The following is a 23,540-nucleotide window of genomic DNA, read 5'->3' as shown; positions in this document are numbered from 1 at the left end:
CGGGCATTATGTGCTGATTTCTGCCCGGCCCAGACCGTTTCAGGCGAGGCGCTGGAGCTGCTCTTGGAGCTTGCTCACCGAGGCGCCAAAGTCGGCCATGCGCTTTTTCTCCTGCTCCAGCACCGCGGCAGGGGCTTTGGCGCAGAAGGCTTCATTCGACAGCTTGGCGTTGGCCTTGGTGATCTCGCCCTCCAGGCGCTTGATCTCCTTGCCCAGGCGCAGCTTCTCGGCCTCCACATCCACCTCGACAAACAGCGCCAGGCGTGCATCGCCCACCACCGATACCGGTGCGTGCTGGGCCTCTGCAGCCCAGGTCGCTTCGTCGTCAAACACCTTGACTTCGCTCAGCTTGGCCAGGTTCTTCAACACATCAGCGTTGGCGCGCAGGAAGGCGGCACCGTCAGCCGAACCAGCCACCGTCAGCAGCGGCACGCGTTGGGCAGGCGACACGGCCATTTCACCGCGCAGCGCACGGCAGGCGTCCACCATCTGCTTGATACGGGCGACGTACTCCACGGCCGCTTCGTCGATCTTCTCGGGCTGGGCTTGCGGGTAGGCGGCAATCGCCACCGAGGGGCCTGCACGGCCGGCCACCGGCGCAACCTTCTGCCACAGCTCCTCGGTCACGAACGGGATGATCGGGTGGGCCAGACGCAGAATGGTTTCCAGGGTGCGGATCAGCGTGCGGCGGGTGCCGCGCTGCTGGGCGTCGTTGCCGGTCTGGATCTGCACCTTGGCAATCTCCAGGTACCAGTCGCAGAACTCGTTCCAGACAAAGTCATAGAGCGTGTTGGCCACGTTGTCCAGGCGGAACTCGGCAAAGCCCTTGGCCACCTCGGCCTCGACCTTTTGCAGTTGCGAGACGATCCAGCGGTCTGGCTGGCTGAACTGCAGGTAGTCACCGCTAGCGCACTGGTCCTTGCTGTGTTCCAGCAGGCCGCAGTCATGGCCTTCGCAGTTCATCAGCACAAAGCGCGAGGCGTTCCAGAGCTTGTTGCAGAAGTTGCGGTAGCCTTCGCAGCGCTTGCTGTCAAAGTTGATCGAGCGGCCCAGCGATGCCAGCGCCGCAAAGGTGAAGCGCAGCGCATCGGCACCGTAGGCGGGAATGCCTTCGGGGAATTCCTTTTGCGTGTTTTTGCGCACCTGGGGCGCGGTTTCTGGCTTGCGCAGGCCCACGCTGCGCTTGTCCAGCAGGGGCTCCAGCGCAATACCGTCGATCAGGTCCACCGGGTCCAGCACATTGCCTTCGGACTTGGACATCTTCTTGCCCTGCGCATCACGCACCAGGCCGTGGATGTAGACATGCTTGAACGGCACGCGACCGGTGAAATGCGTGCTCATCATGATCATCCGCGCGACCCAGAAGAAGATGATGTCGTAACCCGTCACCAGCACCGACGAGGGCAGGTAGAGGTTGAAGTCGTCATCGGCAGCATCGCCTTGCTCGGGCCAGCCCATGGTGCTGAACGGCACCATGGCCGAGGAGTACCAGGTGTCCAGCACATCGGCATCGCGGCGCAGCACCTTGCCGGGCGCTTGCGCCTGGGCTTCGGCCTCGTTCTTGGCCACGTAGATATTGCCTTCTTCGTCATACCAGGCGGGAATCTGGTGGCCCCACCACAGCTGGCGCGAGATGCACCAGTCCTGGATGTTGTTCATCCACTGGTTGTAGGTGTTGACCCAGTTCTCGGGCACAAACTGCACATCGCCACTGGCGACGGCATCGATGGCCTTTTGCGCAATGCTCTTGCCAGTGGGGTCCTGGTCGCTGACCTTGCTCATCGCGATGAACCACTGGTCGGTCAGCATCGGCTCGATCACCTGGCCGGTGCGGTCGCAGATGGGCACCATCAGCTTGTGCTTCTTGGTCTCGATCAGCAGGCCCTGGGCTTCCAGGTCGGCGACGATGGCCTTGCGGGCCACAAAGCGGTCCATGCCACGGTATTTCTCGGGCGCCTCGTCGTTGATCTTGGCTTCCAGAGTCAGCACCACGATCATCGGCAGCTTGTGGCGCTGGCCCACCTGGTAGTCGTTCTGGTCATGCGCAGGCGTGACCTTGACTACGCCGGTGCCGAACTCGCGGTCCACATAGTCGTCGGCAATGATCGGGATCTGGCGGCCCACCAGCGGCAGGGTCACGGTCTGGCCGATCAGGTGCTGGTAGCGCGGGTCTTCGGGGTGCACCATCACGGCCACGTCGCCCAGCATGGTCTCGGGGCGGGTGGTGGCCACCACCAGCTGGCCTTCGCCGCTGGTCAGCGGGTAGGCAATATGCCACAGCGAGCCGTCTTTTTCCTGGTTTTCCACTTCCAGGTCAGACACGGCCGATTGCAGCACCGGGTCCCAGTTCACCAGGCGCTTGCCACGGTAGATCAGGCCTTGCTGGTAGAGCTTGACGAAGGTCTCGGTCACCACCTTGGAGAGCTTGTCGTCCATCGTGAAGTACTCGCGGCTCCAGTCCACGGTATCGCCCATGCGGCGCATCTGCGTGGTGATGGTGTTGCCCGACTGTTCCTTCCACTCCCAGACCTTGGCGACAAAGTTCTCGCGGCCCAGATCATAGCGGCTTTGGCCGGCGGCCTGAAGCTGGCGTTCCACCACGATCTGGGTGGCGATACCGGCGTGGTCGGTGCCCGGAATCCAGGCCGTGTTGTAGCCCTTCATGCGGTGGTAGCGGGTGAGCGAATCCATGATCGTCTGGTTGAACGCATGGCCCATGTGCAGGGTGCCGGTCACATTGGGGGGCGGCAGCTGGATCGAGAAATTGCGCTGCTCGGCCACCGATTCCGCATTTGGCGCACCGGTGCCGCGATAGCCGGCGTTGCCGTAGCCGCGCTTTTCCCACTCGGGGCCCCATTGGGCTTCAATGGCCGACGGCTCAAAAGACTTGGACAGGCTATCGAGACCTGGTTGGGGGATCGCTTGGCTGTTGGTGTCGCTCATGGTGTGATCAATGGAAAACGGCACCACAGATCGAGATGCCGTTGAATAGCTTGGAATGAATAGGCTGATTTTAGCCCGCCTGCGGCCATGACCGGCCTGCGTGGGCTTGTGTGCCGCTTGGCTGCGGCCTGCATCTCTGGTGGCAGCCATAAAAAAACTGCCAGCCGCCGTCAATCGGCTGCTGGCAGTCAGGGGCTCGTCTGCAGAGGAGCCCGGCAGTTTCAAACTTGCTTACTGCTTGACGGCTTCGATCTGCACCACCAGGCGCACGTTCTTGGCAGCGCCCCAGTTCACGCCGTAGTCCAGGCCGAAGGCGGTACGGTCAAACGTGGTTTCGAAATCGCCACCGCAGACTTCGCGGTCTTGCAGCATCTTGTTGGGGTAGCAGCTGAACTTGCTAGCCTTGAAGGTGACGGGCTGGGTCTTGCCCAACAGGGTCATGTTGCCTTCAACGGAAGCCAGCTTGTCGCCATCAAACACGAACTTGGTGGACTGGAAGCGGGCCTTGGGGTGCTCGGCCACGTTGAAGATGTCCTTGCTTTGCAGGTGCTTGTCAAAGCCGGGCGTGCCGGAGTTCACCGAGGCGATGTCGATGCTGATGTCCACCGAGCCGGTCTTGCCAGCGCGGTCCAGGGTCAAGGTGCCTTCTTTTTTGTCGAAGCGGGCACGGTTGGTGCTGGCGCCGTTGTGGTCGATCTCGAAGGTCGCAAAGGTGTGCGTCGGGTCGATCGCGTAGGTGGCTGGAGCCGCGTGCACAGCACCGGCAAACAGGGAAGCAGCGGCCAGGGCCATCAGGGAAGTGCGCATCTAGGTATCTCCTAAAGGTAAGGGAACAGGGGGAAACAAAAAAAGCGTAGATCGCGAAACGTGCTTAGAGCTTGCCGACGCCAGTGAGGGCCAGCTTGAACTGGACCTGCACCTCGTCCGCCACCATCGAGGTGTCCTTCCAGTCGCCGTCGCCAATTGCGTAGGTCAGGCGCTTCAAGGGCAGGGTGCCGGCAGCGGTGGTGGTGGTACCCGACTGGGTCAGGGTGACGGGCAGGCTGACCTTCTGGACATTGCCCTTGATCGTCAGGGTGCCATCGACCTGGTACTTGCCGCCGCCCAGCGCCTTGACGGCGGTGGAATCAAAGGTGGCTTGCGGGAACTTGGCGACATTGAACCATTCGGCCTTGGGCAGCTCGGCATCGGTTTCCTTGACGCCCATCGTGGCGCTGCCGGTGTCGACCGAGAAATGGATCTTGCTGGCTTCGGGCTTGGCCGTGTCGAAGGCGATCTTGGCATCGAACTTCTGGAAGTGGCCCTTGATCGGCACGCCCATTTGCTTGGCTTCGAAGTTGACGGCGCTTTGCGCAGGCACCAGCACTTGCTGGGCCATCACGGGGGCGGCAAAGGCTGCGGCGGTCAGTGCGGCAGCAAACAGGGCGGTTGGGGAGAGCTTGGACATCAGATCAGACTCCAGTAAAAAACGGAAGGAATTAAGAAGCGCGGCCGGGCAGCATGCGGGAGAGCAGGCCGTCGCGGTCAATCAGCTGGTGCTTGAGCAGGGCCGCCACATGCATGACCACCAAGGCTGCCAGCGTGTAAGCGAGGTAAGCATGCCAGGGCTTGAGGGCTTCTGCCAGCTCGGGGCTGCGACTCACCAGATCCGGCAGGGGCATCACGCCAAACAGCACGATGGGAAAGCCTGCTGCCGAGCTGTAGACCCAGCCCATCAGCGGCACGGCAAAGAACAAGGCATACATCAGGTGGTGCACACCGTGGTGGGCCACATGCTGCCAGGCGGGCATCGCGCGGGCGGTGGCTTCAGGCAAGGCGGGCGGGCGGTGGGTAAAGCGCCAGAGGATGCGGACGGCCGACAGAATCAGGATCGTCATGCCGGCCCATTTGTGCCAGTTGAAATACTTGAGCTTGGTGGGGGAGAAGGGCAGGCTGGTCATGTACAGGCCGAAGGCAAAGATACCAATCAGGGCCAGGGCCAGAATCCAGTGCAGGGCGATCGCGGTGCCGGTATAGCGGGTGTTATTGGTCGTGGTAGCCATAAAAAACGCTGCAGCGAAGGATGCAGCGGTAGTGTTTGAAGCGAGTGTAGGAGCGGATCAATCGGTAGAAGTTCAGCGCAATTGATGGCGAAGTTCAAATTAATTGAATTGATCGGGTGCGGCCTGGTCGGTTCCAGAACCAATGCGCATAAGCATATGCTGAGCAGACACAGACCCGCGCTTTCAGGGGTGCGCTTACAACAGCGACGGCGCAGGACTTTGTATCGTCTTGTATATCGTCCTGCGCAAAGCCTGTCGGGCTAGCTGGGTGTTAGCCCGGTTCGCCGGCCAGAGCCGCCTGCTTCCAGGCCTGGGCGGCGGCTGCCGCATCGCCCCGGTATTCGGCTTGCCGGGCCAGGTGCTGCCAGGCGCGGCGGCGCAGCGATTCCTCTTGCAGCGAAGGCGCAGCCTGCTGCAGCCACTGCTGGGCCTTGCCCCAGAGTTGGCGCTGCAGGCAGGCGCAGCCGGCCAGGTACTGCAGATAGGCGTCGTGCGGGCGGCGCTGCTGCGCGGCTTCGATGCGGGCCAGCCAGCTGGCGTCGAGTGCGCCCAAGCTGTCTTCCAGCACGCGCACCAGGCGCTCGGCTTGCAAACTCGGCAGGCCATTGTTGCTGTTGGTGTAGCGCTCCCAGGCGGGCAACAGCCATTCGCGCATCTGCTGCGGGTTGCCGCCCAGTTGTTGCAGGCGGCGCGCGGCCTGGATACCGACCTCGGGCAGGCTGCGCTCGCTGGCATCCAGGTTGCGCCAGGCCTGCATCAGCTGCTCGGGGTCATGGGCGTCGTTGATCAGTTCGGTCGCCAAGCCCTTGATGATGCTTTGCGCCGCTGCCGCGGAAAAGGCCCGGTGCTTGGCCAGCAGTCGGGCGGTGTCCAAGGCCGTCAAGGCCTGGCGCAACTGGCGCGCGGCCTTGAGCTTGAGGCGCAGCGCCAGGGTGCGGCGCGCGGCACCTTGGGGCAGGCGCGCAAGCTGCTCAATGGCGTCGTGGGCGTTGTGGTCGTCCAGTGCCCATTGGGCCGCACGCAGCTGCGTACCTTCGGCCAGCTCAGGCAGGTTTTTAGCCTGGGGTGTGGCGGCTTCCTGCATGGCCATCTCCCAGTGCTGGTCGCGCTGGGCCTGGTCCTGCAGCGCGTGCGAGCTCTCGGCCGCCAGCACATGGCCCAGCACCCGCAGTTGCAAGCCGTTGGGGATGGCGGCGCCGCTGTCCTGCAAGGCTTGCTCCTGCGCCAGGGCCGACAGCGCTGCCTTGCGGGCGCGCACAAAGCGGCCGGCTTGCAGTTGGGTCACGGCATCCAGCGCTGCGCCATGCATGGCGCGCTCTTTTTGCTGAATGCGCCAGCGCTTGGCCTGGCGGGGCAGCTCGAACATGGCGCTGACGCCGCGCAATGCGCCGTAGACCAGCACAAAGGCCAGCAGCAGCAGCACGACGACCATGTTCAGCGAGAAATCAATGCGGTAGGGCGGCCAGTGCAGGGTGACGCTGCCCTGGTTGCTGCCAGCAAACAGCGCAGCGGCCACTGCCACGGCAAACAGGCCAATCAACCAAAGTGCGGCTCTCATCGCTTAGCGTCCTGCGGCGGCGGTGGCCAATGCGGCCAAGGTGTCATTGGCGCGTGGCACCTCCACATCCTGCATGGCCTGTTGCAGTTGGCTGAGCTGCTGCGCAGCCTGTTGGCCACGGCGCGAGCTGACATCGAAGTACTTGTGCACGGCATCGGCGGAAGCGGCCAAGTCATTGCGCGAGGCATTCATCTGGCGGCCCAGCAGGGCCATGCGGGCATTCATGATGCGCAGCTTGAGGTTCTCACGCACAAAAAACGCCTGCGTGGGCGAGAGCAGCACCGCATCGGGGTAGTCGATGCGTCGCACGCGCACCAGGCTGCGGGCTTCCTCATGCACCACGCCCCAGGCGGTGCTCAACGCAGACATCCACCAGCTGGGGGCTGGGCTGTCGTCCGCTGGGGTGCTGGCGCTGCCATTCGCTGCTGCCGGGGCGGGCGACTGGCTGCCCCGGTTGCGGGCCGGCGGCGCACGGCGGGCATTTTTGTCGAGCACATCGTTTTGCAGTGGTAGATCATCGATCTGGCGCAGCAAATCATCCATACGCGCCAGCAGGCCGGCGGTGTCCAGCGATTTGCTGGTCGCGATGCGGTCCAGATCGCGGGCGATGGCACGCTGCAGTGGGGCCAGGCGCGGCTGGGCCGAGACCGTAACGCGCTGCTGCGCAATCTTGAGGGCGCTGACCAAAGGGTCGGGGCTGCCGCTGAGCTGGCTTTGCTGCATCGCAAAGCGCACAGCGCTTTCGATGTCGCCGACGAGGCTGTCATCGCGGTTGCGCGAGAGGCTGTGTACCAGCTCTTCCAACTGGCCGCGCTGCAGGGCCACCTCGCCCACACGGGCTTCCATCACCGACATGCGCGAGGCGGTGTCGCGCGAGACATCATCGGCCTGGCGTGCGAGGGTACGGGCCTCTACCGCCTGGCCGCGTGAATCGGCGCTTTGCAGTGCCAGCTGCTGCTGGATATTGTTGAGCCTTTGCCAGAGCATGGCCGCACTGATGATGGCGATGGTGGCGGCCACGCCGAGCGCCACGGACGTCCAGACCCAGGTCTGCGGCATGCGGCTGCCAGCAGGGTGGACCTGGCTGGAGGCGGGGGCCGGGTGGGAAGGCGTGGGGTTCGGTGCGTGCTCTGGCAGCGTCATAGGGCTGATTCTAACGACGCTATAACGTCATCCAGCGCAGGCCTGCATTGTTGGATATGCACAAATCCTGCCTCGCGGGTCGCCTGGGCGATGCGTGCATGGGTGGTGAGCGCCTGCGCGGGCGCCAATGCGGCGGCGTTGAATCTGTTGCTTAAATGCATCACTGCCTCGGAGCTGCTGAACAGCCAGACGCTGCCATCGGCCAGCGCCGCGGTCGCCAGCGCCAGCTGCGCGGCTGTCCAAGCGGGCGCCCGGCGCTCGTAGACGCCGACAAAATCCACGCCAACACCGGCCGCCTGCAACTGGCGGGCCAGCCATTCGCGGCCCGAGCCGCTGACCAGCTGGTCAATCGCGCTGCCTGCGCTGGCGCCACGCACCACCAACACCCGCAGGCCCGATGCCGCCATTGCAGCGGCTTGGGGGCCTACCTCCGTCCACAGCGATTCGGAATCAAACTGCGGGGCATCGGTGGCGGGCTGGTCGATCAGATCACTGGGAACACCCAAGGCTTGGGCCGCGCGCGCTGTGCCAGGGCCGGGGCACCACAGCCGGGTGTGGGGGGCGCTGCGCTGTTGCTGGGCCAGCGCCTGCACCAGGGCCGGGTCCAGAAAAAAGCGCGCAGCATTGGTGCTGACCAGCATCAGCGCGCCATAGCGCTGCCAGTGCTGGCGCGCCTGCATCCTGGCTGCCTGGTGGGCGGGGCTATCGGCGGGGGCAATTGCGATCAGCGGCAGGGCATCGGCCAGCAGGCCCCGCTGGTGCAGCTGGGCCACCCAGTCGTCCGCTTCAGGCTGGGGACGGGTGATGATGATGCGGTGCTTTGGCTGGGCCATGGCAAAGGACCGGGTGCTCAGCGGCGCCCCTGTGCGCCCGCTTGCTGCAGCAGCGATGCCACGTGCAGGCCCAGTGCATCGGCGCTAGCCAGGTCGTGGACGGCAGCGCTGGCTTGGGCAGACACCAGGGGGGCGTTGGGATTGGCTTCATCGCCCCAGGCGGCGCGCAGCCAGAGCTGGCCGTCCTGCCATTCACCGTGCGCGGCCAGCGGCATGGAGCAACTGCCGCCCATGCAGCGGCTCACGGCACGCTCGGCTGTCACCGTCTGCCAAGTGCGGGCATCGGCCAGGCCGGCAAACAGGTCCAGCAAATCCTGGCGGTCGCTGCGCACTTCAATGCCCAGCGCGCCCTGGCCGGCGGCGGGCAGCATGGTATCGGTATCGAAAGCATGGCGAATGCGGGCATCCATCGCCAGGCGCTTGAGGCCGGCGGCGGCCAGCACGATGCCGTCGTACTGGCCTTCGTCGAGCTTGCGCAAGCGGGTGTTGACATTGCCGCGCAGCGGCTGGATATCGAGGTCAGGCCGCAAGGCGCGCAGCAGCACCTGGCGGCGCAGGCTGGAGGTGCCGACCACAGCGCCCTGGGGCAGATCCTGCAGGCTGGCGTAGTGGTTGGAGACCCAGGCATCCCGCGGGTCTTCGCGTTCGAGCACGGCTGCCAGCGCAAAACCCGGTGGCAGCTCCATCGGCACATCCTTGAGCGAGTGCACGGCGAGGTCGGCACGGCCGGTCTCCAGTGCCGTCTCCAGCTCTTTGACAAACAGGCCCTTGCCGCCGACCTTGGACAAAGTGCGGTCCAGAATCTGGTCGCCCAAGGTGGTCATCCCCAGCAGGTTGACCTGGTGGCCCAGGCGCTGCAGGATGTGTTGCACATGTTCGGCCTGCCACAGGGCAAGCTGGCTTTCGCGCGTGGCGATGGTCAGGGACAAGGAGCTCATGGGATTAGGGGCCACGACAGGCACGGGCGCATCCATAGCGGGGACCGGGCACGGTACGTGGTCAACAAGCGGTTCACAACAGGCGGCTGATGCTAGCATGTGCAGCGCCGCTGTTGGCGCAGTGCGACATTGAGCGGCATCAAGCGTCCAGCCCCCCGTTGCTACTTTGCCCTCTTCGCCCATGACCACTGCCAGCAAAAAAGACACCTCCGCAGTCACCAAGCCCCCGGCGCGCAAACCCAAGGCGAGCAGCCCCGCCCCCGCCCAGGCCGTTGCCCGCCGTGCAGACAAGGACCAGCCTTTGATGGACGACATCCGGCTTCTGGGCCGGATTCTGGGCGATGTGATTCGCGAGCAGGAAGGACAGGCCGCCTTTGACCTGATCGAGCAGGTGCGCCAGCTGTCGGTGGCCTACCGCCGCAATGACGACCAGGATGCGGAGAAATCGCTCAAGTCCTTGCTCAAGGGTCTGTCGGGCGATCAGACGGTCAGCGTGATCCGCGCCTTCACCTATTTCTCGCACCTGGCGAACCTGGCCGAAGACCGCCACCATATCCGCCGCCGCGAGATCCATGAGCGCGCTGGCAATACCCAAGAGGGCAGCATCGAGGTGGCCTTGGCGCGCCTGCGCTGGGCGGGCATTCCCGTCAAAGCGGTGGCGCAGACCTTGGCGCACAGTCTCATCTCACCCGTGCTTACCGCCCACCCGACCGAGGTGCAGCGCAAGAGCATTCTGGATGCCGAGCGTTCGATTGCCGCCTTGCTGGTGGCGCGTGACGATATCGCCCAGCGCGCCCAGCTCTTCAACAGCAGCAAGGATACCCTGACCCCGCGCCAGCTGGCCGACAACGAACTGCAGCTGAGTGCCCAGGTGACCCAGCTGTGGCAGACGCGCTTGCTGCGCTACTCCAAGCTGACGGTCGAGGACGAGATCGACAACGCACTAAGCTACTACCAGGCTACCTTCCTGACCGAAATCCCCAAGCTCTATGCCGCGCTGGAGCGCGAGCTGGGCGAGCGCGATCTGGCCACCTTTTTGCGCATGGGCCAGTGGATTGGTGGCGACCGCGACGGCAACCCCAACGTCACCGCCAAGAGCCTGCAAGAGGCGCTGCGCCGCCAGTCCGACCTGGTGCTGCGCCACTACCTGACCGAGGTGCACTACCTGGGCGGCGAGCTGTCGATGTCCCAGCGCCTGGCGGGCAACACCGCTGCATTGCAGGCGCTGGCAGCACGCTCGCCGGACACCAGCCAGCACCGCGAGGACGAACCCTACCGCCGCGCGCTGATTGGCGTGTATGCGCGCCTGGCCGCAACCTTGAAAAACCTGAGCGGTGGCGAAGCCGCCCGCCATGCGGTGGCGCCGCAAAACCCCTATGCCGCCAGCGAGGAATTTTTGGCCGACCTGCGCGTGATTGAAGACTCCCTGCGCGACAACCATGGCCGCGCGCTGGCCGAGCAGCGCCTGTCGCCGCTGATCCGGGCGGTGCAGGTGTTTGGTTTCCACCTGGCCACCGTCGATCTGCGCCAAAGCTCGGACCAGCACGAGGCGGTGATTGCCGAGCTGCTGGCCACCGCCGGCCTGCAGGCCGATTACAGCCAGCTGAACGAAACGGCCAAGCGCGAGCTGCTGCTGCAGCTGCTGAGCGATGCCCGGCCGCTGCGCGTGGTGGGCGCTGCCTACAGCGACCGTTGCATCAGCGAGATGGCGATTTTTGAGCGCGCCCGCCTGTCGGTGCAGCTCTATGGCCAGGAGGCCATTCGCCACTACATCATCAGCCACACCGAATCGGTGAGCGACCTGCTCGAAGTGCTGCTGCTGCAAAAAGAGGTGGGTCTGCTGAACGGCCGCATCAACGATGGCCAATCGCGCGCCACCCTGATCGTGAGCCCGCTGTTCGAGACTATTGACGACCTGCGCCATGCCGCCAGCATCATGCGCGAGTACTATGCGCTGCCGCATATTGCCGCGCTGATCCAGCGCAGCGGTGCCGAGCAGGACATCATGCTGGGCTACAGCGACAGCAACAAGGACGGCGGCATCTTCACCAGCAACTGGGAGCTGTACCAGGCCGAGCTGGCGCTGGTGGCCCTGTTTGACGAGCTGAGCCAGCCCAACCCCGTGCAGCTGCGCCTGTTCCATGGCCGGGGCGGCACCGTGGGGCGGGGCGGTGGCCCCAGCTACCAGGCGATTCTGGCCCAGCCGCCGGGCACCGTGCGCGGCCAGATTCGGCTGACCGAGCAGGGCGAAGTCATTGCCTCCAAATACGCCAACCCCGAGATCGGCCGGCGCAATCTGGAAACCTTGGTGGCCGCTACCTTGGAGGCCACCTTGCTGCAGCCTACCAAGCCAGCCAGCCAGGCGTTTCTGGATGCGGCGGCTGACCTGTCGGCCGCCAGCATGTCGTCCTACCGCGATCTGGTCTACGGCACCAAGGGCTTTGAGAGCTACTTCTTCAGCTCCACGCCGATCCGCGAGATTGCAGAGCTGAACATCGGCTCGCGTCCTGCATCGCGCAAGGCCAGCCAGCGCATCGAGGATTTGCGCGCCATCCCCTGGGGCTTCAGCTGGGGCCAGTGCCGCCTGACCTTGCCCGGCTGGTACGGCTTTGGCTCGGCGGTGCAGGCCTTTGTGAACCAGGAAGGCAAGACCGCCAAGCTGCAGTGGGCGCTGCTACAGAAGATGTACCGCCAGTGGCCGTTTTTCCGCACCCTGCTGTCGAACATGGACATGGTGCTGGCCAAGAGCGACATGGCGCTGGCGCTGCGCTATAGCGAGCTGGTGGCAGACACGCGCTTGCGCAAGCGGGTGTTCCAGGCGATTGAGGTGGAGTGGAAAAGCACTGCCGAGGCCCTGGCCTTGATCACTGGTGAGGACAACCGCCTGGCCAACAACCCGGCGCTGGAGCGCTCGATCCGCCACCGCTTCCCTTATATCGATCCTTTGCACCATCTGCAGGTGGAGCTGATCCGCCGCTGGCGCAATGGCGAAGACAATGAGCGGGTGAAGACCGGCATCCATATCTCCATCAACGGCATTGCTGCCGCGTTGCGCAATACCGGTTGATGGAGCCGGTGCAGGCCGGAACTGCTGGACCGGGCGGATAAGGAGCCTGACAAACGACGAAGGCCCTGGTTAAAAGCCGGGGCCTTTGCTATTCAGAATAGGTGTGCTTCCATGCTTGCCTATCCTCTTAGAAAACCAAAAGGAGTTGAGATGAATGCCTATGTCTACCTGGGCGGCGCGATTGCGCTGGAAGTGATGGCCACTACGGCCATGAAGTCCTCCGAGGGCTTTACCCGGCTGGTGCCCAGCCTGATCTGCGGCGTCGGCTATGTGCTGTCGTTTTACCTGCTGGCGCAAACCTTGAAAACCGTGCCCACCGGCATTGCCTATGCCATCTGGTCGGGCGTGGGGATTGTGCTGATCTCGCTGATCGCCTGGGCCTTGCATGGGCAAAAGCTTGATGCAGGCGCCATGGCGGGCATGGGGCTGATCATTGCCGGGGTGCTGGTGATCAACCTGTTTTCCAAGTCGGCAGGGCACTGATGCTTGTTGTCCACAGATGCCAGCCTTGCAAGGATTGACACAGAACTTCCGCCATCGATTTATAAAATAAATCTTAGAATGCTTCGTTTTGTATTGATGGCTCTGGAGGGATAGCAGGCATGGGATGGATGGCAAAAATAAGGGTGGCCGGTCTGGTCACCTGGGGTTCGATGGCGGGAATGGCTGGCGCGGCGCTGCCGCAAGGCTTGGCAGACCAGGTGTTCAAGGTGCCTGCGCTGGAGCAGCCCGCAGGCGTGCCGCTGGAATTTGTGCGTACCAAGAGCATGGAGGCCGGTCTGGCGATCCAGCCGGTCGCCATTGACCTGGGCGAGTGGGTGGGGCTGAAATCCGCCCCCCAGCTGCCCGTGCACATCATCGGTGCCTCGCGCGCTGTGCAGCAGGCCCAGTCGTCCACCCAGACGGCACAGCTGCTGCAATGGCAACCATCCGCCAAAGGTGGCGCGGTGGCGGCCCTGAGTGTGCGCTCTGGCGGTGCCGAGGGCATGCGCCTGGGCTTGGTGGTGGAGCAACTGCCCGGCAGCGCCATGCTGCGCCTCTATACCGACCACCAGCCTGCCGCGGTGTTCGAGATCTCTGGCCAGCGCGTGATGCAGATTCTGCAGGCCAATCGGGATGCCGGTGATGACAGCGAAGCAGGCCGCACCTGGTGGACGCCGAGCAGCTCTGGCGAACAGGTGACGCTGGAGATCGAGCTGCCCCCGGGCACGGCGCCTGACCAGCTCAAGGTGTCGATGCCAGAGGTGATGCACATCTATGAAAACCTGTCGCTGCCGCTGGGCACGGCAGAGGCCGATGAAGCGCAAGAAGATGCCAAGTCCCTGCCGCTGGGCAATCCGGTTGAATGCCATCTGGATGTCAACTGCTTCACCCAACTGCAAACCGAGCGCAAGGGCGTGGCCCGCATGGCCTATGTGACCGAGCGTCTGGCCGATGGCCGCTACTACTACGGCCTGTGCACCGGCAGCCTGCTCAACGATGCCCAGGGCTCCAGGACGCCGTACTTTCTGACGGCCGCGCACTGCATGTCGACCCAGACCCTGGCCTCGGCGCTGGAGACCGACTGGTTCTATACCTCCACCCGCTGCTCCAGCAACAGCCTGTCGCCCAGCAGCGTGAATCTGCGCAATGGCGCCCAGCTGCTGTACAGCAGCGCCAACCCCGATGTCACCTTGCTGAAACTCAACGACACGCCGCCGGCGGGTGCTGTGTTTCTGGGTTGGGACAGCAGCATCGTGCCTGACAACAGCAGCGTGATCGGTGTGCACCACCCCGACGGTGGCCTGCAGAAGATCAGCATGGGCACCATGTCTTCGCGCTATGACTGCAGCCTGGATGGCGAGAGCGTGTTCTGCACCTCTGCCCGCAGCACCGGCAACTACTACTATGTGCGCTGGTCCCTGGGCCTGACCCAGCAAGGCAGCAGTGGCTCACCGCTGTTCAACAACGGCGCCGTCACCGGCGTGTTGACGGGCGCCTCGGAGGCCAGTTGCCGGGCCAATGGTGCGGGTGCCTACAGCTTCTATCCCAGCTTGAACAGCGTGATGCCTGCGCTGCGCAAATGGTTGGTGGATGCGGGCGGCACGCAGGTACCCGCATCGGGCCGCATGCCGGTCTACCGCTTCTACAACACGCAGAACGGCACGCACTTTTTCACGGCCAGTGCGCAGGAGCGCGATGCGGTGATCCAGGGCAACCCGAACTACCAGTATGAAAATATTGGTTTCTATGCGTCGACGCAGACGGCTGCAGCGCCCAATGCGGTCTACCGTTTCTTCAACAACAACTCGGGCTCGCATTTCTACACCATCAATGCCGACGAGCGGGGTTTTGTGATCGCGAACTACCCGCAGTTCAGTGTGGAAGGTGTGGCCTGGTATGCGCGCCAGGCGCAAGGCGATGGTTCGGTGCCCATGTACCGTTTCTACAATACGCTCACCGGCGCGCACTTCTACACCACCAATCCCTCCGAGCGTGATTTTGTGGTGGCGACCTACCCGCAGTTCCTGTTCGAGGGCGTGGCTTACTACGTCTGGGGCAGCCAGTAAGGCAAGCCCTTCAGGTCTGACCGCTGGCGGGAGAGCGGTCAGACCTTCTGTTCAGCCACCGGCCCATCAGCCCTTTTCCACCGGGCGTGATGGGTCGCTGCACCACTCGCTCCAGCTCCCGGCAAACAGTGCCGTCGGTGCATAGCCGGCAATCTCCATCGCCATCAAATTGGGCAGCGCACTGACGCCGCTGCCGCATTGGTGCACGACCGTTTGCGGATCGTGCCCGGCCAGCAGTGCATCGAACTCGGCACGCAGTTCGGCGGCTGGCTTGAAGCGGCCGTCGGCGCCAATATTGCTGCTGAAGGGGCGGTTGAGCGCGCCGGGGATATGGCCGGCTACAGGATCCAAAGGCTCGACCTCGCCGCGGTAGCGGGCAGGCGCTCGCGCGTCGAGGACGGTTTGCTGGCCGCCCAGCGCTTGCTGCACCTGTGCAGCGGTCTTGAGCGTGCGCAGCGCCGGGCGTAGCTCAAAGTTGCTTTGGAAGTGGCTGACGGATTCTCCGGTGTCGATGGCGCCACCTGCTGCCTGCCATGCCTGCAAGCCGCCATCCAGCACGGCCACCGCATCATGGCCCGCCCACTTGAGCATCCACCACAACCGGCCAGCATAGTTCACACCATTGCGGTCATACACCACCGCCTGCATGTCATTGCGAAAGCCCACTTGCGACAGCCACACCGCGAAGCGCTCGCGGCTGGGCAGCGGGTGGCGGCCACCCGATGCCGGATCGCCAAAGTCGGTGGCTGCAATGGTCTGGCCATGGCTGAGGGCGCCATGGGCGGCGCTCAAGTCTTTGTCCAGATTGGCATAGACAGCACCTGCAATATGCGCCTGGGCAAACTGCTCGGCGCCTGCGGCCGGTTTGGCGAGGTCAAAACTGCAGTCGAACACCATCACTTGCTGAGGGCTGGACTGCTGCAGCGCCTGCAATTGAGCAACGCTGATCAGCGGGGAGTAGGTGGCGGTGAGGGGCGTGGTGGCCATGGCAGGGTGCTCCAGAGAAAGGTCTGCCAAGCATTATGTGGCAGTGCCGGGCATGCCGCTGCCAGCGAACTGCCTGTCGTTTGGGACCCTCTGCAAAGCTCCCTGCCGTGGTCGGAATGCGGTCTCGGGCGATCCGCTGCGTTGTCTTCCTTGTCAATAGCTACGGCTCGACTGCAAAACACGCCTTGCCCCTCATCCCGATCCACGTCCATCCCGCTTGGCGAGGGTACTGCAGAGGATCTCTAGCGCTTGCGCAGCACCGTCGCCACAATGCCGCTGGCGACAATCAAGGCCATGCCCATCCAGCCGATGGCCGGAATCTGGTCGCCAAACACCACAACGCTGAACAGCCCGGCAAAAACAATGCCCGAGTACTGCAGGTTGGCCACTACCAAGGTGGCGCGGCGCGTGGTGGCCGAGCCATAGGCGCGCGTCATGGCCAGCTGCGCGCCAGCAGCGAGAATGCCCACGGGAATCAGCCACAGCGCGGGCCAACCGGGGAAGCTGGAGGTGCCGACAAACAAAGTCGCCAGCCCACCGGCAATGGCCGAGCCCACGGCAAAGTAAAACACCACGCGCTGCTCGGGCTCGCCCATGCGCGAGAGCGCCACCACCTGCATATAGGCAAAGGCCGAGATCAGGCCCGACATCAGCCCCACCATGCCGGCAAACATCTGGTCGGCGTCGATATTGGGGCGCAGCATCAGAATGACGCCGCAAAAGCCGCTGATCACCGTCAGCACCAGCGGAATGTTCAGCGCGGGCTGGTCGCCCTCGCCCTTGGGCCGCCAGGTGAGCAGGGCGCTGCCCACGACAAAGGCCGCCACCCAGAGGCTGCTCATGTAGTTCAAGGTCATCGCCGTGGCCAGTGGCAGCTTGCCAATGGCGTAGAACCACATGCCCATCGATGTCACGCCAATGCAGCTGCGCCAGGCATGCATCTTGGGGTAGCGGGTAGTCAGGGAGATATGCTGGCGCCGGGTGAGCCACCAGATCAGCGCCATGCTGATGATGCCCCGGTAGAACACGATCTCAGCCGCATTGAAGTACACAGAGGCGAACTTGATGCACACGCCCATGAGTGCAAACATGAACGCGGCGGCCACCATCCAAAGGGCTTGCATCGGAATTTTCTAAATAAAAAAGCTGCTATCGCAAAGCGCTAGCAGCTATATGGGTCCTCTGCTGAACCCTCGCCCGAGCCCGTGTCAGACCACGGCAAGGAGTTTTGCAGACGTCACCTGGAAGTTGGGAGTGCCTGGCCGTGGCAGATCACTTGTCTGGAACAGCGGCTTGCATCATACCCCGATACCACTCGTGGAAGTGCTGCATGCCGTCTTCCATCGGACTCTGGTAAGGGCCGACTTCGTTGTCGCCGCGCTCGTACAAGGCCTTGCGGCCGGCATCCATGCGCTCGGCGATTTCGTCGTCTTCGATGGCGGTTTCCATGTACGCGGCACGCTGGGCCTGCACAAACTCCGGCTCGAAGGCGCTGATTTCCTCGGGATAGTAGAACTCCACCACATTCATGGTCTTGTCCGGGCCGACCGGGTGCAGGGTCGAGACCGTCAGCACATGCGGATACCACTCCACCATGATGTGGGGGTAGTAGGTGAGCCAGATCGCTCCATGCTCGGGCATCTTGCCCTGGCGGAAGTTGAGCAGCACTTCATGCCAGGTCTTGTAGATGTCCGAACCTGGCTTCGCAAACGTGGGGGCCACGCCGACGGTTTGCACCGAGTACTCCTTGGCGAACTCCCACTTCAGATCGTCGCAGGTGACGAAGTTGCCCAGTCCGGGATGGAAGGGGCCGACATGGTAGTCCTCCAGGTAGACCTCGATAAAAGTCTTCCAGTTGTAGTTGCATTCATGCATCTCCACATGGTTGAGCACAAAACCATCAAAGCTCAAGGCAGCTGCCGGGCCCATATTGGCCAGGTCGGCCTGGATATTGCGGCCGTTGTCCTCAAACAGCAGGCCATTCCATTCCTGCAGCTTGTAGTTGTTCAGGTTGAGGCAAGGGTCCTGCGCAAAATGCGGCGCGCCCAGCAGCTCGCCGCTGGGGCTGTAGGTCCAGCGGTGCAGTGGGCAGACGATATTGCCGCCCGCGCTGCCTTTTTGCTGCTGGTTCAGCGAGCCTCGGCCCTTGAGCATCACCGCCTGGCGGTGGCGGCAGACGTTGGAGATCAGCTCCGCCTGGCCAGCGGCATTGCGCACCAAGGCGCGGCCTTCCTTTTCATGGGGAAGGGCGTAGTAGTCGCCAATCTCGGGAATCGCCAGCTGGTGGCCCACATACTTGGGGCCGTTCTGGAAGATGGTTTGCATCTCGCGCTCAAACAGCGCTTGATCGAAGTAGCTTGAAACTGGAAGTTGGCTTGCGGCCTGCTGCAGTTGAAGACTTAAATCAGACATGGGTGACCTGACCTAAAGACTCCCCACAGGGAGGGTGCGCGTACGCACACTGAGAAAAAATAAAACCGGCAGCAACAACAAAGGATGGCCGGTTTCGCGAAAAATGGGATTATACCCAGTGGGGTTATTCCCGTTCTGTCCATGCGTGAATTGGAGGTTGGCAGCACATCTTCTCCGCTCGCCTCTGCCGCACTTGCAGAGTGCCCATATTATCAAATTGATAGCTGAAACCGCTTATTCCACGATAGATGGCAGGGATTCTTTGCGGGAATAGCAAGCGGGCAACACGGCCGGGGAGGGCGTGCGGTCGCAGCTGCGCGCGCGGCGGCTTGTCCTGCGCCTAAAATCATGGCTTTAACTTCATGCACCTGGGCAACCCGTTTGCCCACTTTGCCCATGCCCAAGGCCTCCGTTTCCAAGACCTCTGCCGCGCCAGAACTGCCCGAACCCGATAACTACGAGAGTGCGTTGCAGGAGCTGGAAGGCTTGGTGGCGCGTATCGAGTCGGGACAGCTGCCCTTGGGCGATATGCTGGCTGCCTACCAGCGCGGCGCCGTGCTGCTGGCCTTTTGCCGGGGCAAGCTCGAAGCCGTGCAGGACCAGATCAAAGTACTGGATGAGGGCCAGCTCAAGCCCTGGGCCAGCGAGGAATAAGCGCAAACAATGACATCAACGCACGATAATTTTGCCCTCTGGTGCAGCCAGGAACTCGCCCGCGTCGAAGATGCCCTCACACGCTGGATCGCCGCCGATGCCCCCGCCAACCTGGGCGAGCCCATGCGTTATGCCGTGCTCGATGGCGGCAAGCGCCTGCGCCCCTTGCTGGTGCTGGCCGCTGCCCAGGCCGTGGGCAAGCTGGATGCCGCCCAAGCGGAGGCCGCTTTGCGCGCCGGCTGCGCCGTCGAACTGATCCATGCCTATTCGTTGGTGCATGACGACATGCCCTGCATGGACAACGATGTGCTGCGCCGGGGTAAGCCCACCGTGCATGTGCAGTTTGGCCAGGCCCAGGCCCTGCTGGCTGGCGATGCGCTGCAGGCACTGGCTTTTGAGCTGTTGGTGCCCGAGGGCAGTGCCATCCCCGATGCGGTGCAGGCACGTTTGTGCCGGCAGCTGGCATTGGCAGCGGGCTACAGCGGCATGGCCGGTGGCCAGGCCATTGACCTGGCGAGCGTGGGCAAACAGCTGACGCGCGACCAGCTCCAGCAGATGCACAAGCTCAAGACCGGCGCGCTGCTGCAAGCCAGCGTCGAGATGGGCGCCACCTGCGCCGGCATTCAGGGGGCGGCGCTGGCAGCGCTGCAGCAGTATGGTGCAGCGCTGGGGCTGGCCTTCCAGGTGATTGACGATGTGCTTGATGTGGTGGCCGACTCTGCCACCTTGGGCAAAACAGCCGGCAAGGATGCCGACAACGACAAGCCCACCTATGTATCGCTGATGGGTCTGCAGCCCGCACGCGACTACGCCCATGAACTGCTGGCCGAGGCCCAGCAGGCGCTGGCGGGTAGCGGTTTGCCACAAACGGCCGCTCTGGCGGCGTTGGCCGACATGGTCGTGCGCCGCAGCCACTGAGTAGGCCAAATGCGCCTAAAGACCAGTCTTCTGGTCCCAAGGCGCTAACATAGCCCCTTGCCCTTCAAGTAAAAAAACTGCGCGGATGCTCCTGGGCATGCGTAGCAAGTGATCCAAACCAAAGTATGTCCACGAAGTCCTTCCCCCTGCTAGCCACCGTCAACGACCCGGCGGATCTGCGCAAGATGTCGCGCGCCGAGCTCAAGACCCTGGCACGTGAGCTGCGGGAGTTTGTGCTGGAGAGCGTGTCCAAGACGGGTGGCCACCTGAGCTCCAACCTGGGCACGGTGGAGCTGACGATTGCGCTGCATGCGGTGTACGACACGCCCCATGACCGCTTTGTCTGGGATGTGGGCCACCAGACCTACCCACACAAAATTTTGACCGGTCGCCGCGACCGTATGCAGGGCTTGCGCCAGTGGGGCGGTATCTCCGGCTTTCCTCTGCGCAGCGAGAGCGAGTACGACGCCTTTGGTACCGCCCATTCGTCGACCAGCATCTCGGCGGCGCTGGGCATGGCCGAGGCCTTCAAGATCAAAGGCAGCGAGCACCAGGCCGTGGCCATCATCGGCGACGGCGCCATGACCGCTGGCATGGCCTTTGAGGCGCTGAACAATGCCGGCGTCAGCGATGCCAACCTGCTGGTGATCCTGAACGACAACGACATGAGCATCAGCCCACCGGTTGGCGCGCTTAACCGCTACCTGGCACAGCTGATGAGCGGCCAGTTCTATGCCAAGGCGCGCGGCGTAGGCAAAAGCGTGCTCAAGCAGGTGCCGCCGCTCTTGGAGCTGGCCAAGCGCCTGGAGCAGCAAGCCAAGGGCATGGTGGTGCCGGCGACCTTGTTCGAGAACTTTGGCTTCAACTACATTGGCCCCATCGATGGACATGACCTCGATTCGCTGATCCCCACGTTGGAGAACATCCGCCAGCTCAAGGGCCCGCAGTTTCTGCATGTGGTCACCAAAAAAGGCCAGGGCTACAAGCTGGCCGAGGCCGATCCTGTGGCCTACCACGGCCCGGGCAAGTTCGACCCGGCCATTGGCCTGGTCAAGCCGGCCACACCACCCAAGCCAACCTTCACCCAGGTGTTTGGCCACTGGCTGTGTGACATGGCCGCCCAGGACGAGCGCCTGGTCGCGATCACCCCCGCGATGCGCGAAGGCTCGGGCATGGTCGAGTTTGAAAAGCGTTTCCCCAAGCGCTATTTCGATGTCGGCATTGCCGAGCAGCACAGCGTGACCTTTGCCGGTGGCCTGGCCTGCGAAGGGCTCAAGCCCGTCGTGGCCATCTACTCCACCTTCCTGCAGCGCGGCTATGACCAGCTGATCCACGATGTGGCATTGCAGAACCTGCCCGTGGTGTTTGCGCTTGATCGCGCAGGCCTGGTGGGTGCCGATGGCGCCACCCATGCCGGCAATTACGACATCGCCTTTACCCGCGCCATCCCCAACATGAGTGTGGCCTGCCCCGCTGACGAGCGCGAATGCCGCCAGCTGCTGAGCACCGCCTTTGCGCAGAACCATCCCGTTACCGTGCGCTACCCGCGTGGTTCCGGTGCCGGTGTGGAGCCGCTCGAATCGCTGGAAGGCCTGCCCTTTGGCAAGGGCGAGCTCCGCCGCCAGGCCCAGCCTGCCGTGGCCGGCCGTCCGCGCATTGCCATCCTGGCCTTTGGCAGCTTGCTTTACCCCGCGCTGGAAGTGGGCGAGGCCGTCAATGCCACGGTCGTGAATATGCGCTGGGCCAAGCCGCTGGATACTGCGCTGCTCCAGCAGGTTGCCCAAAGCCATGATGCCTTGGTCACCGTCGAGGACGGTTGCGTGATGGGCGGCGCCGGCAGTGCGGTGCTGGAAGCCCTGCAGCAGCTGCATATCGATGTGCCAGTGCTGCAGCTGGGCTTGCCTGATGCGTTTATCGAGCATGGCGATCCGGTCAAGCTGATGGCCATGCAAAGCCTGGATGCCGCTGGCATCGAGCGCAGCATCCGCGAGCGTTTTGCGGTTTCTGAGGCTGCTTCCGGCCAGAGCGCAGCGGCCTGATCTGCTGCCAGGCCTGCGCCTGGTGCTCCGCGACAAGCCCGGTCCTTTGCGTACCGGGCTTTTTGTTGCCTGCGAAAGCGCTGGAGTGGGGCCGCTGCGGGCTTTGCATGGACTGTGGCGCAATGCGGACAAAATCCTTTGTCCGACTCTGGGGAAAACCCCCTGAAGTCACTTCTGCAACCATTTCTACAATTTGCAATGCTAAAAGCGGCTTGCGCCTATGGCACGATAGCTACCTTTACTTTCTACAAATAATTGGAGACATACATGGATCGTCGTTCGCTTATCAAAAATGCCGGTATTGCTGGCGTTCTGGCTGCTGGGGTAGCGCCGGCGGTGCATGCGCAAGCAGCAGTGCGCTGGCGCCTGGCATCGAGCTTCCCCAAGTCGCTCGACACCATCTTCGGCAGCGCCGAAAAGCTGTCCTCCGCCGTCAAGGCCATGTCGGGCGGCAAGTTTGAAATCTCGGTCCACCCGGCCGGCGAGTTGATGCCCGCTTTCGGCGTGGTTGATGCGCTGCAGGGCGACACCATCGACATGGCCCAAACGGCGGCCTACTACTTCACCGGCAAGGACCCGATCTTCGCATTCAGCTGCGCTGTGCCCTTTGGCCTGACCACCCTGCAGATGGCAGGCTGGAAGGACCACGGCAATGGCCGCAAGCTGCTCGATGCCTTCTTTGAGAAGTACAACTTCAAGACCGCATCTGCCGGTAACACCACCACCCAGATGGGCGGCTGGTACCGCAAGGAAATCAAGACCGTGGCCGACCTGAAGGGCCTGAAGATGCGCATGGGCGGCGGCGTGTTCGGCGAGGCCATGGCCAAGCTGGGTGTGGTGGCGCAGAATATGCCTGCTGGCGATGTGTACCAGGCACTGGAAAAGGGCACGCTGGATGCCGTTGAATTCGTCGGTCCTTACGACGATGAAAAGCTGGGGTTCAACAAGGTCGCACCGTTCTACTACTACCCCGGTTGGTGGGAAGGTTCGGCCGATCTGGAGTTCTTCATCAACATCAAGAAGTACAACGCCCTGTCGCCCGAGAACAAGGCCATCCTTGACGCCGCCACCCGCGTGGCAGCAGCCGACATGACCGCCAAGTACCAGGTGCTGAACCCCATCGCACTGAAGAACCTGGTTGCCAACAAGACCCAGCTCAAGCCTTTCTCCAAGGAGCTGATGGACGCCGGCTTCAAGGCCTCGATGGAAACCTTTGCCGAGCACGAAGCCAAGTCGCCCGAGTTCAAGAAGATCCACCAGGACATGCGCGCCTTCCAGAAGGACCAGATCCTGTGGAACCGCTTCTCCGAGTACCCGTTCAACCAGTACATGGCCCAGGCCAAACTTCCCTGATCGGGAGGGGATGCACTAGGCCATTGGGGCCTGGTGGCACAGTCCAAGAGCCGCAGCTTGCTGCGGCTTTTTTGCGTCTACGGGGCACAGGTAGGTGTTGGTGA

The 23,540-nt window shown here is 63.3% G+C and carries 18 protein-coding genes; 7 read left to right on the top strand and 11 right to left on the bottom strand.

Annotated features, from left to right (window positions below; translation table 11 throughout):
* Nucleotides 1-39: 39 nt before the first annotated feature.
* The 8 genes from HS961_RS17765 to hemC form a co-directional block, all read right to left on the bottom strand.
* The gene (locus HS961_RS17765) at nt 40-2,943 is read right to left on the bottom strand and encodes a valine--tRNA ligase (protein WP_182324273.1); all 2,904 of its coding nucleotides are present in this window, start codon (nt 2,941-2,943) and stop codon (nt 40-42) included.
* Nucleotides 2,944-3,174: 231 nt separating this feature from the next.
* Nucleotides 3,175-3,750 (bottom strand): YceI family protein, encoded by a 576-nt coding sequence (locus HS961_RS17760; RefSeq protein ID WP_182324270.1) that lies wholly within the window; start codon nt 3,748-3,750, stop codon nt 3,175-3,177.
* Nucleotides 3,751-3,814: 64 nt separating this feature from the next.
* The gene (locus tag HS961_RS17755; protein WP_182324268.1) at nt 3,815-4,390 is read right to left on the bottom strand and encodes a YceI family protein; all 576 of its coding nucleotides are present in this window, start codon (nt 4,388-4,390) and stop codon (nt 3,815-3,817) included.
* A gap of 31 nt (nt 4,391-4,421) precedes the next feature.
* Complete coding sequence (locus tag HS961_RS17750) at nt 4,422-4,985, bottom strand: cytochrome b (RefSeq protein WP_182324266.1); 564 nt, start codon at nt 4,983-4,985, stop codon at nt 4,422-4,424.
* A 271-nt stretch (nt 4,986-5,256) separates the two neighbouring features.
* Nucleotides 5,257-6,543: a heme biosynthesis HemY N-terminal domain-containing protein gene (locus HS961_RS17745; protein ID WP_182324264.1), complete on the bottom strand. Its 1,287-nt coding sequence runs from the start codon at nt 6,541-6,543 to the stop codon at nt 5,257-5,259.
* A gap of 3 nt (nt 6,544-6,546) precedes the next feature.
* Nucleotides 6,547-7,686, bottom strand: a complete 1,140-nt coding sequence (locus tag HS961_RS17740) for a uroporphyrinogen-III C-methyltransferase (RefSeq protein WP_182324262.1) — start codon at nt 7,684-7,686, stop codon at nt 6,547-6,549.
* Nucleotides 7,683-8,519, bottom strand: a complete 837-nt coding sequence (locus HS961_RS17735; protein WP_182324260.1) for a uroporphyrinogen-III synthase — start codon at nt 8,517-8,519, stop codon at nt 7,683-7,685. The genes HS961_RS17740 and HS961_RS17735 overlap by 4 nt, the downstream gene beginning before the upstream one ends.
* Nucleotides 8,520-8,536: 17 nt before the next feature.
* Nucleotides 8,537-9,457, bottom strand: coding sequence for a hydroxymethylbilane synthase (hemC, locus tag HS961_RS17730; protein ID WP_182324258.1), 921 nt, complete (start codon nt 9,455-9,457; stop codon nt 8,537-8,539).
* Nucleotides 9,458-9,638: 181 nt separating this feature from the next.
* On the opposite strand from hemC, the gene ppc reads away from it, so the two are divergent.
* The 3 genes from ppc (at nt 9,639) to HS961_RS17715 (ending at nt 15,073) form a co-directional block, all read left to right on the top strand.
* The gene (ppc, locus tag HS961_RS17725; RefSeq protein WP_182324257.1) at nt 9,639-12,524 is read left to right on the top strand and encodes a phosphoenolpyruvate carboxylase; all 2,886 of its coding nucleotides are present in this window, start codon (nt 9,639-9,641) and stop codon (nt 12,522-12,524) included.
* 111 nt (nt 12,525-12,635) lie between these two features.
* Entirely contained in the window at nt 12,636-13,007 is a 372-nt protein-coding gene (locus HS961_RS17720; RefSeq protein WP_182324255.1) for an SMR family transporter, read from the top strand.
* A gap of 119 nt (nt 13,008-13,126) precedes the next feature.
* Nucleotides 13,127-15,073 carry a trypsin-like peptidase domain-containing protein gene (locus HS961_RS17715; protein WP_182324253.1) on the top strand — a complete coding sequence of 649 codons (1,947 nt, stop codon included), beginning with the start codon at nt 13,127-13,129 and terminating at the stop codon, nt 15,071-15,073.
* 66 nt (nt 15,074-15,139) lie between these two features.
* Here HS961_RS17715 and HS961_RS17710 read toward each other — a convergent pair whose 3' ends face one another.
* From HS961_RS17710 to HS961_RS17700, 3 genes are all read right to left on the bottom strand, one after another.
* The gene (locus tag HS961_RS17710; RefSeq protein WP_182324251.1) at nt 15,140-16,060 is read right to left on the bottom strand and encodes a sulfurtransferase; all 921 of its coding nucleotides are present in this window, start codon (nt 16,058-16,060) and stop codon (nt 15,140-15,142) included.
* A 242-nt stretch (nt 16,061-16,302) separates the two neighbouring features.
* Nucleotides 16,303-17,184 (bottom strand): DMT family transporter, encoded by an 882-nt coding sequence (locus HS961_RS17705; RefSeq protein WP_182324249.1) that lies wholly within the window; start codon nt 17,182-17,184, stop codon nt 16,303-16,305.
* Between the two features lie 148 nt (nt 17,185-17,332).
* Nucleotides 17,333-18,472: an aromatic ring-hydroxylating oxygenase subunit alpha gene (locus tag HS961_RS17700; RefSeq protein WP_182324247.1), complete on the bottom strand. Its 1,140-nt coding sequence runs from the start codon at nt 18,470-18,472 to the stop codon at nt 17,333-17,335.
* 396 nt (nt 18,473-18,868) lie between these two features.
* Between HS961_RS17700 and HS961_RS17695 the strand changes: the two genes are divergently transcribed.
* The 4 genes from HS961_RS17695 (at nt 18,869) to HS961_RS17680 (ending at nt 23,436) form a co-directional block, all read left to right on the top strand.
* Nucleotides 18,869-19,126, top strand: coding sequence for an exodeoxyribonuclease VII small subunit (locus HS961_RS17695; protein ID WP_182324245.1), 258 nt, complete (start codon nt 18,869-18,871; stop codon nt 19,124-19,126).
* Nucleotides 19,127-19,135: 9 nt separating this feature from the next.
* Complete coding sequence (locus HS961_RS17690; RefSeq protein ID WP_182324243.1) at nt 19,136-20,044, top strand: polyprenyl synthetase family protein; 909 nt, start codon at nt 19,136-19,138, stop codon at nt 20,042-20,044.
* Between the two features lie 125 nt (nt 20,045-20,169).
* Complete coding sequence (gene dxs / locus HS961_RS17685; protein ID WP_182324241.1) at nt 20,170-22,083, top strand: 1-deoxy-D-xylulose-5-phosphate synthase; 1,914 nt, start codon at nt 20,170-20,172, stop codon at nt 22,081-22,083.
* A 267-nt stretch (nt 22,084-22,350) separates the two neighbouring features.
* Nucleotides 22,351-23,436 (top strand): TRAP transporter substrate-binding protein, encoded by a 1,086-nt coding sequence (locus HS961_RS17680; RefSeq protein ID WP_182324239.1) that lies wholly within the window; start codon nt 22,351-22,353, stop codon nt 23,434-23,436.
* Nucleotides 23,437-23,540 lie beyond the last annotated feature (104 nt).

It is taken from the genome of Comamonas piscis, from assembly GCF_014109725.1.
In the GTDB taxonomy this organism is placed as follows: Bacteria; Pseudomonadota; Gammaproteobacteria; order Burkholderiales; family Burkholderiaceae_C; genus Comamonas; species Comamonas piscis.
This window is presented reverse-complemented; position numbering and strand designations above follow the sequence as displayed.

Bases quoted from the DNA above. Each gene is read 5' to 3' on its own strand.
- HS961_RS17745 (WP_182324264.1), bottom strand. From the start codon at position 6,543: ATGAGAGCCGCACTTTGGTTGATTGGCCTGTTTGCCGTGGCAGTGGCC.
- HS961_RS17695 (WP_182324245.1), top strand. From the start codon at position 18,869: ATGCCCAAGGCCTCCGTTTCCAAGACCTCTGCCGCGCCAGAACTGCCC.
- HS961_RS17720 (WP_182324255.1), top strand. From the start codon at position 12,636: ATGCTTGCCTATCCTCTTAGAAAACCAAAAGGAGTTGAGATGAATGCC.
- dxs (WP_182324241.1), top strand. From the start codon at position 20,170: ATGTCCACGAAGTCCTTCCCCCTGCTAGCCACCGTCAACGACCCGGCG.
- HS961_RS17710 (WP_182324251.1), bottom strand. From the start codon at position 16,060: ATGGCCACCACGCCCCTCACCGCCACCTACTCCCCGCTGATCAGCGTT.
- HS961_RS17715 (WP_182324253.1), top strand. From the start codon at position 13,127: ATGGGATGGATGGCAAAAATAAGGGTGGCCGGTCTGGTCACCTGGGGT.
- HS961_RS17765 (WP_182324273.1), bottom strand. From the start codon at position 2,943: ATGAGCGACACCAACAGCCAAGCGATCCCCCAACCAGGTCTCGATAGC.
- HS961_RS17760 (WP_182324270.1), bottom strand. From the start codon at position 3,750: ATGCGCACTTCCCTGATGGCCCTGGCCGCTGCTTCCCTGTTTGCCGGT.
- HS961_RS17735 (WP_182324260.1), bottom strand. From the start codon at position 8,519: ATGGCCCAGCCAAAGCACCGCATCATCATCACCCGTCCCCAGCCTGAA.
- HS961_RS17680 (WP_182324239.1), top strand. From the start codon at position 22,351: ATGGATCGTCGTTCGCTTATCAAAAATGCCGGTATTGCTGGCGTTCTG.
- HS961_RS17755 (WP_182324268.1), bottom strand. From the start codon at position 4,390: ATGTCCAAGCTCTCCCCAACCGCCCTGTTTGCTGCCGCACTGACCGCC.
- hemC (WP_182324258.1), bottom strand. From the start codon at position 9,457: ATGAGCTCCTTGTCCCTGACCATCGCCACGCGCGAAAGCCAGCTTGCC.
- HS961_RS17750 (WP_182324266.1), bottom strand. From the start codon at position 4,985: ATGGCTACCACGACCAATAACACCCGCTATACCGGCACCGCGATCGCC.
- ppc (WP_182324257.1), top strand. From the start codon at position 9,639: ATGACCACTGCCAGCAAAAAAGACACCTCCGCAGTCACCAAGCCCCCG.
- HS961_RS17740 (WP_182324262.1), bottom strand. From the start codon at position 7,686: ATGACGCTGCCAGAGCACGCACCGAACCCCACGCCTTCCCACCCGGCC.
- HS961_RS17705 (WP_182324249.1), bottom strand. From the start codon at position 17,184: ATGCAAGCCCTTTGGATGGTGGCCGCCGCGTTCATGTTTGCACTCATG.
- HS961_RS17700 (WP_182324247.1), bottom strand. From the start codon at position 18,472: ATGTCTGATTTAAGTCTTCAACTGCAGCAGGCCGCAAGCCAACTTCCA.
- HS961_RS17690 (WP_182324243.1), top strand. From the start codon at position 19,136: ATGACATCAACGCACGATAATTTTGCCCTCTGGTGCAGCCAGGAACTC.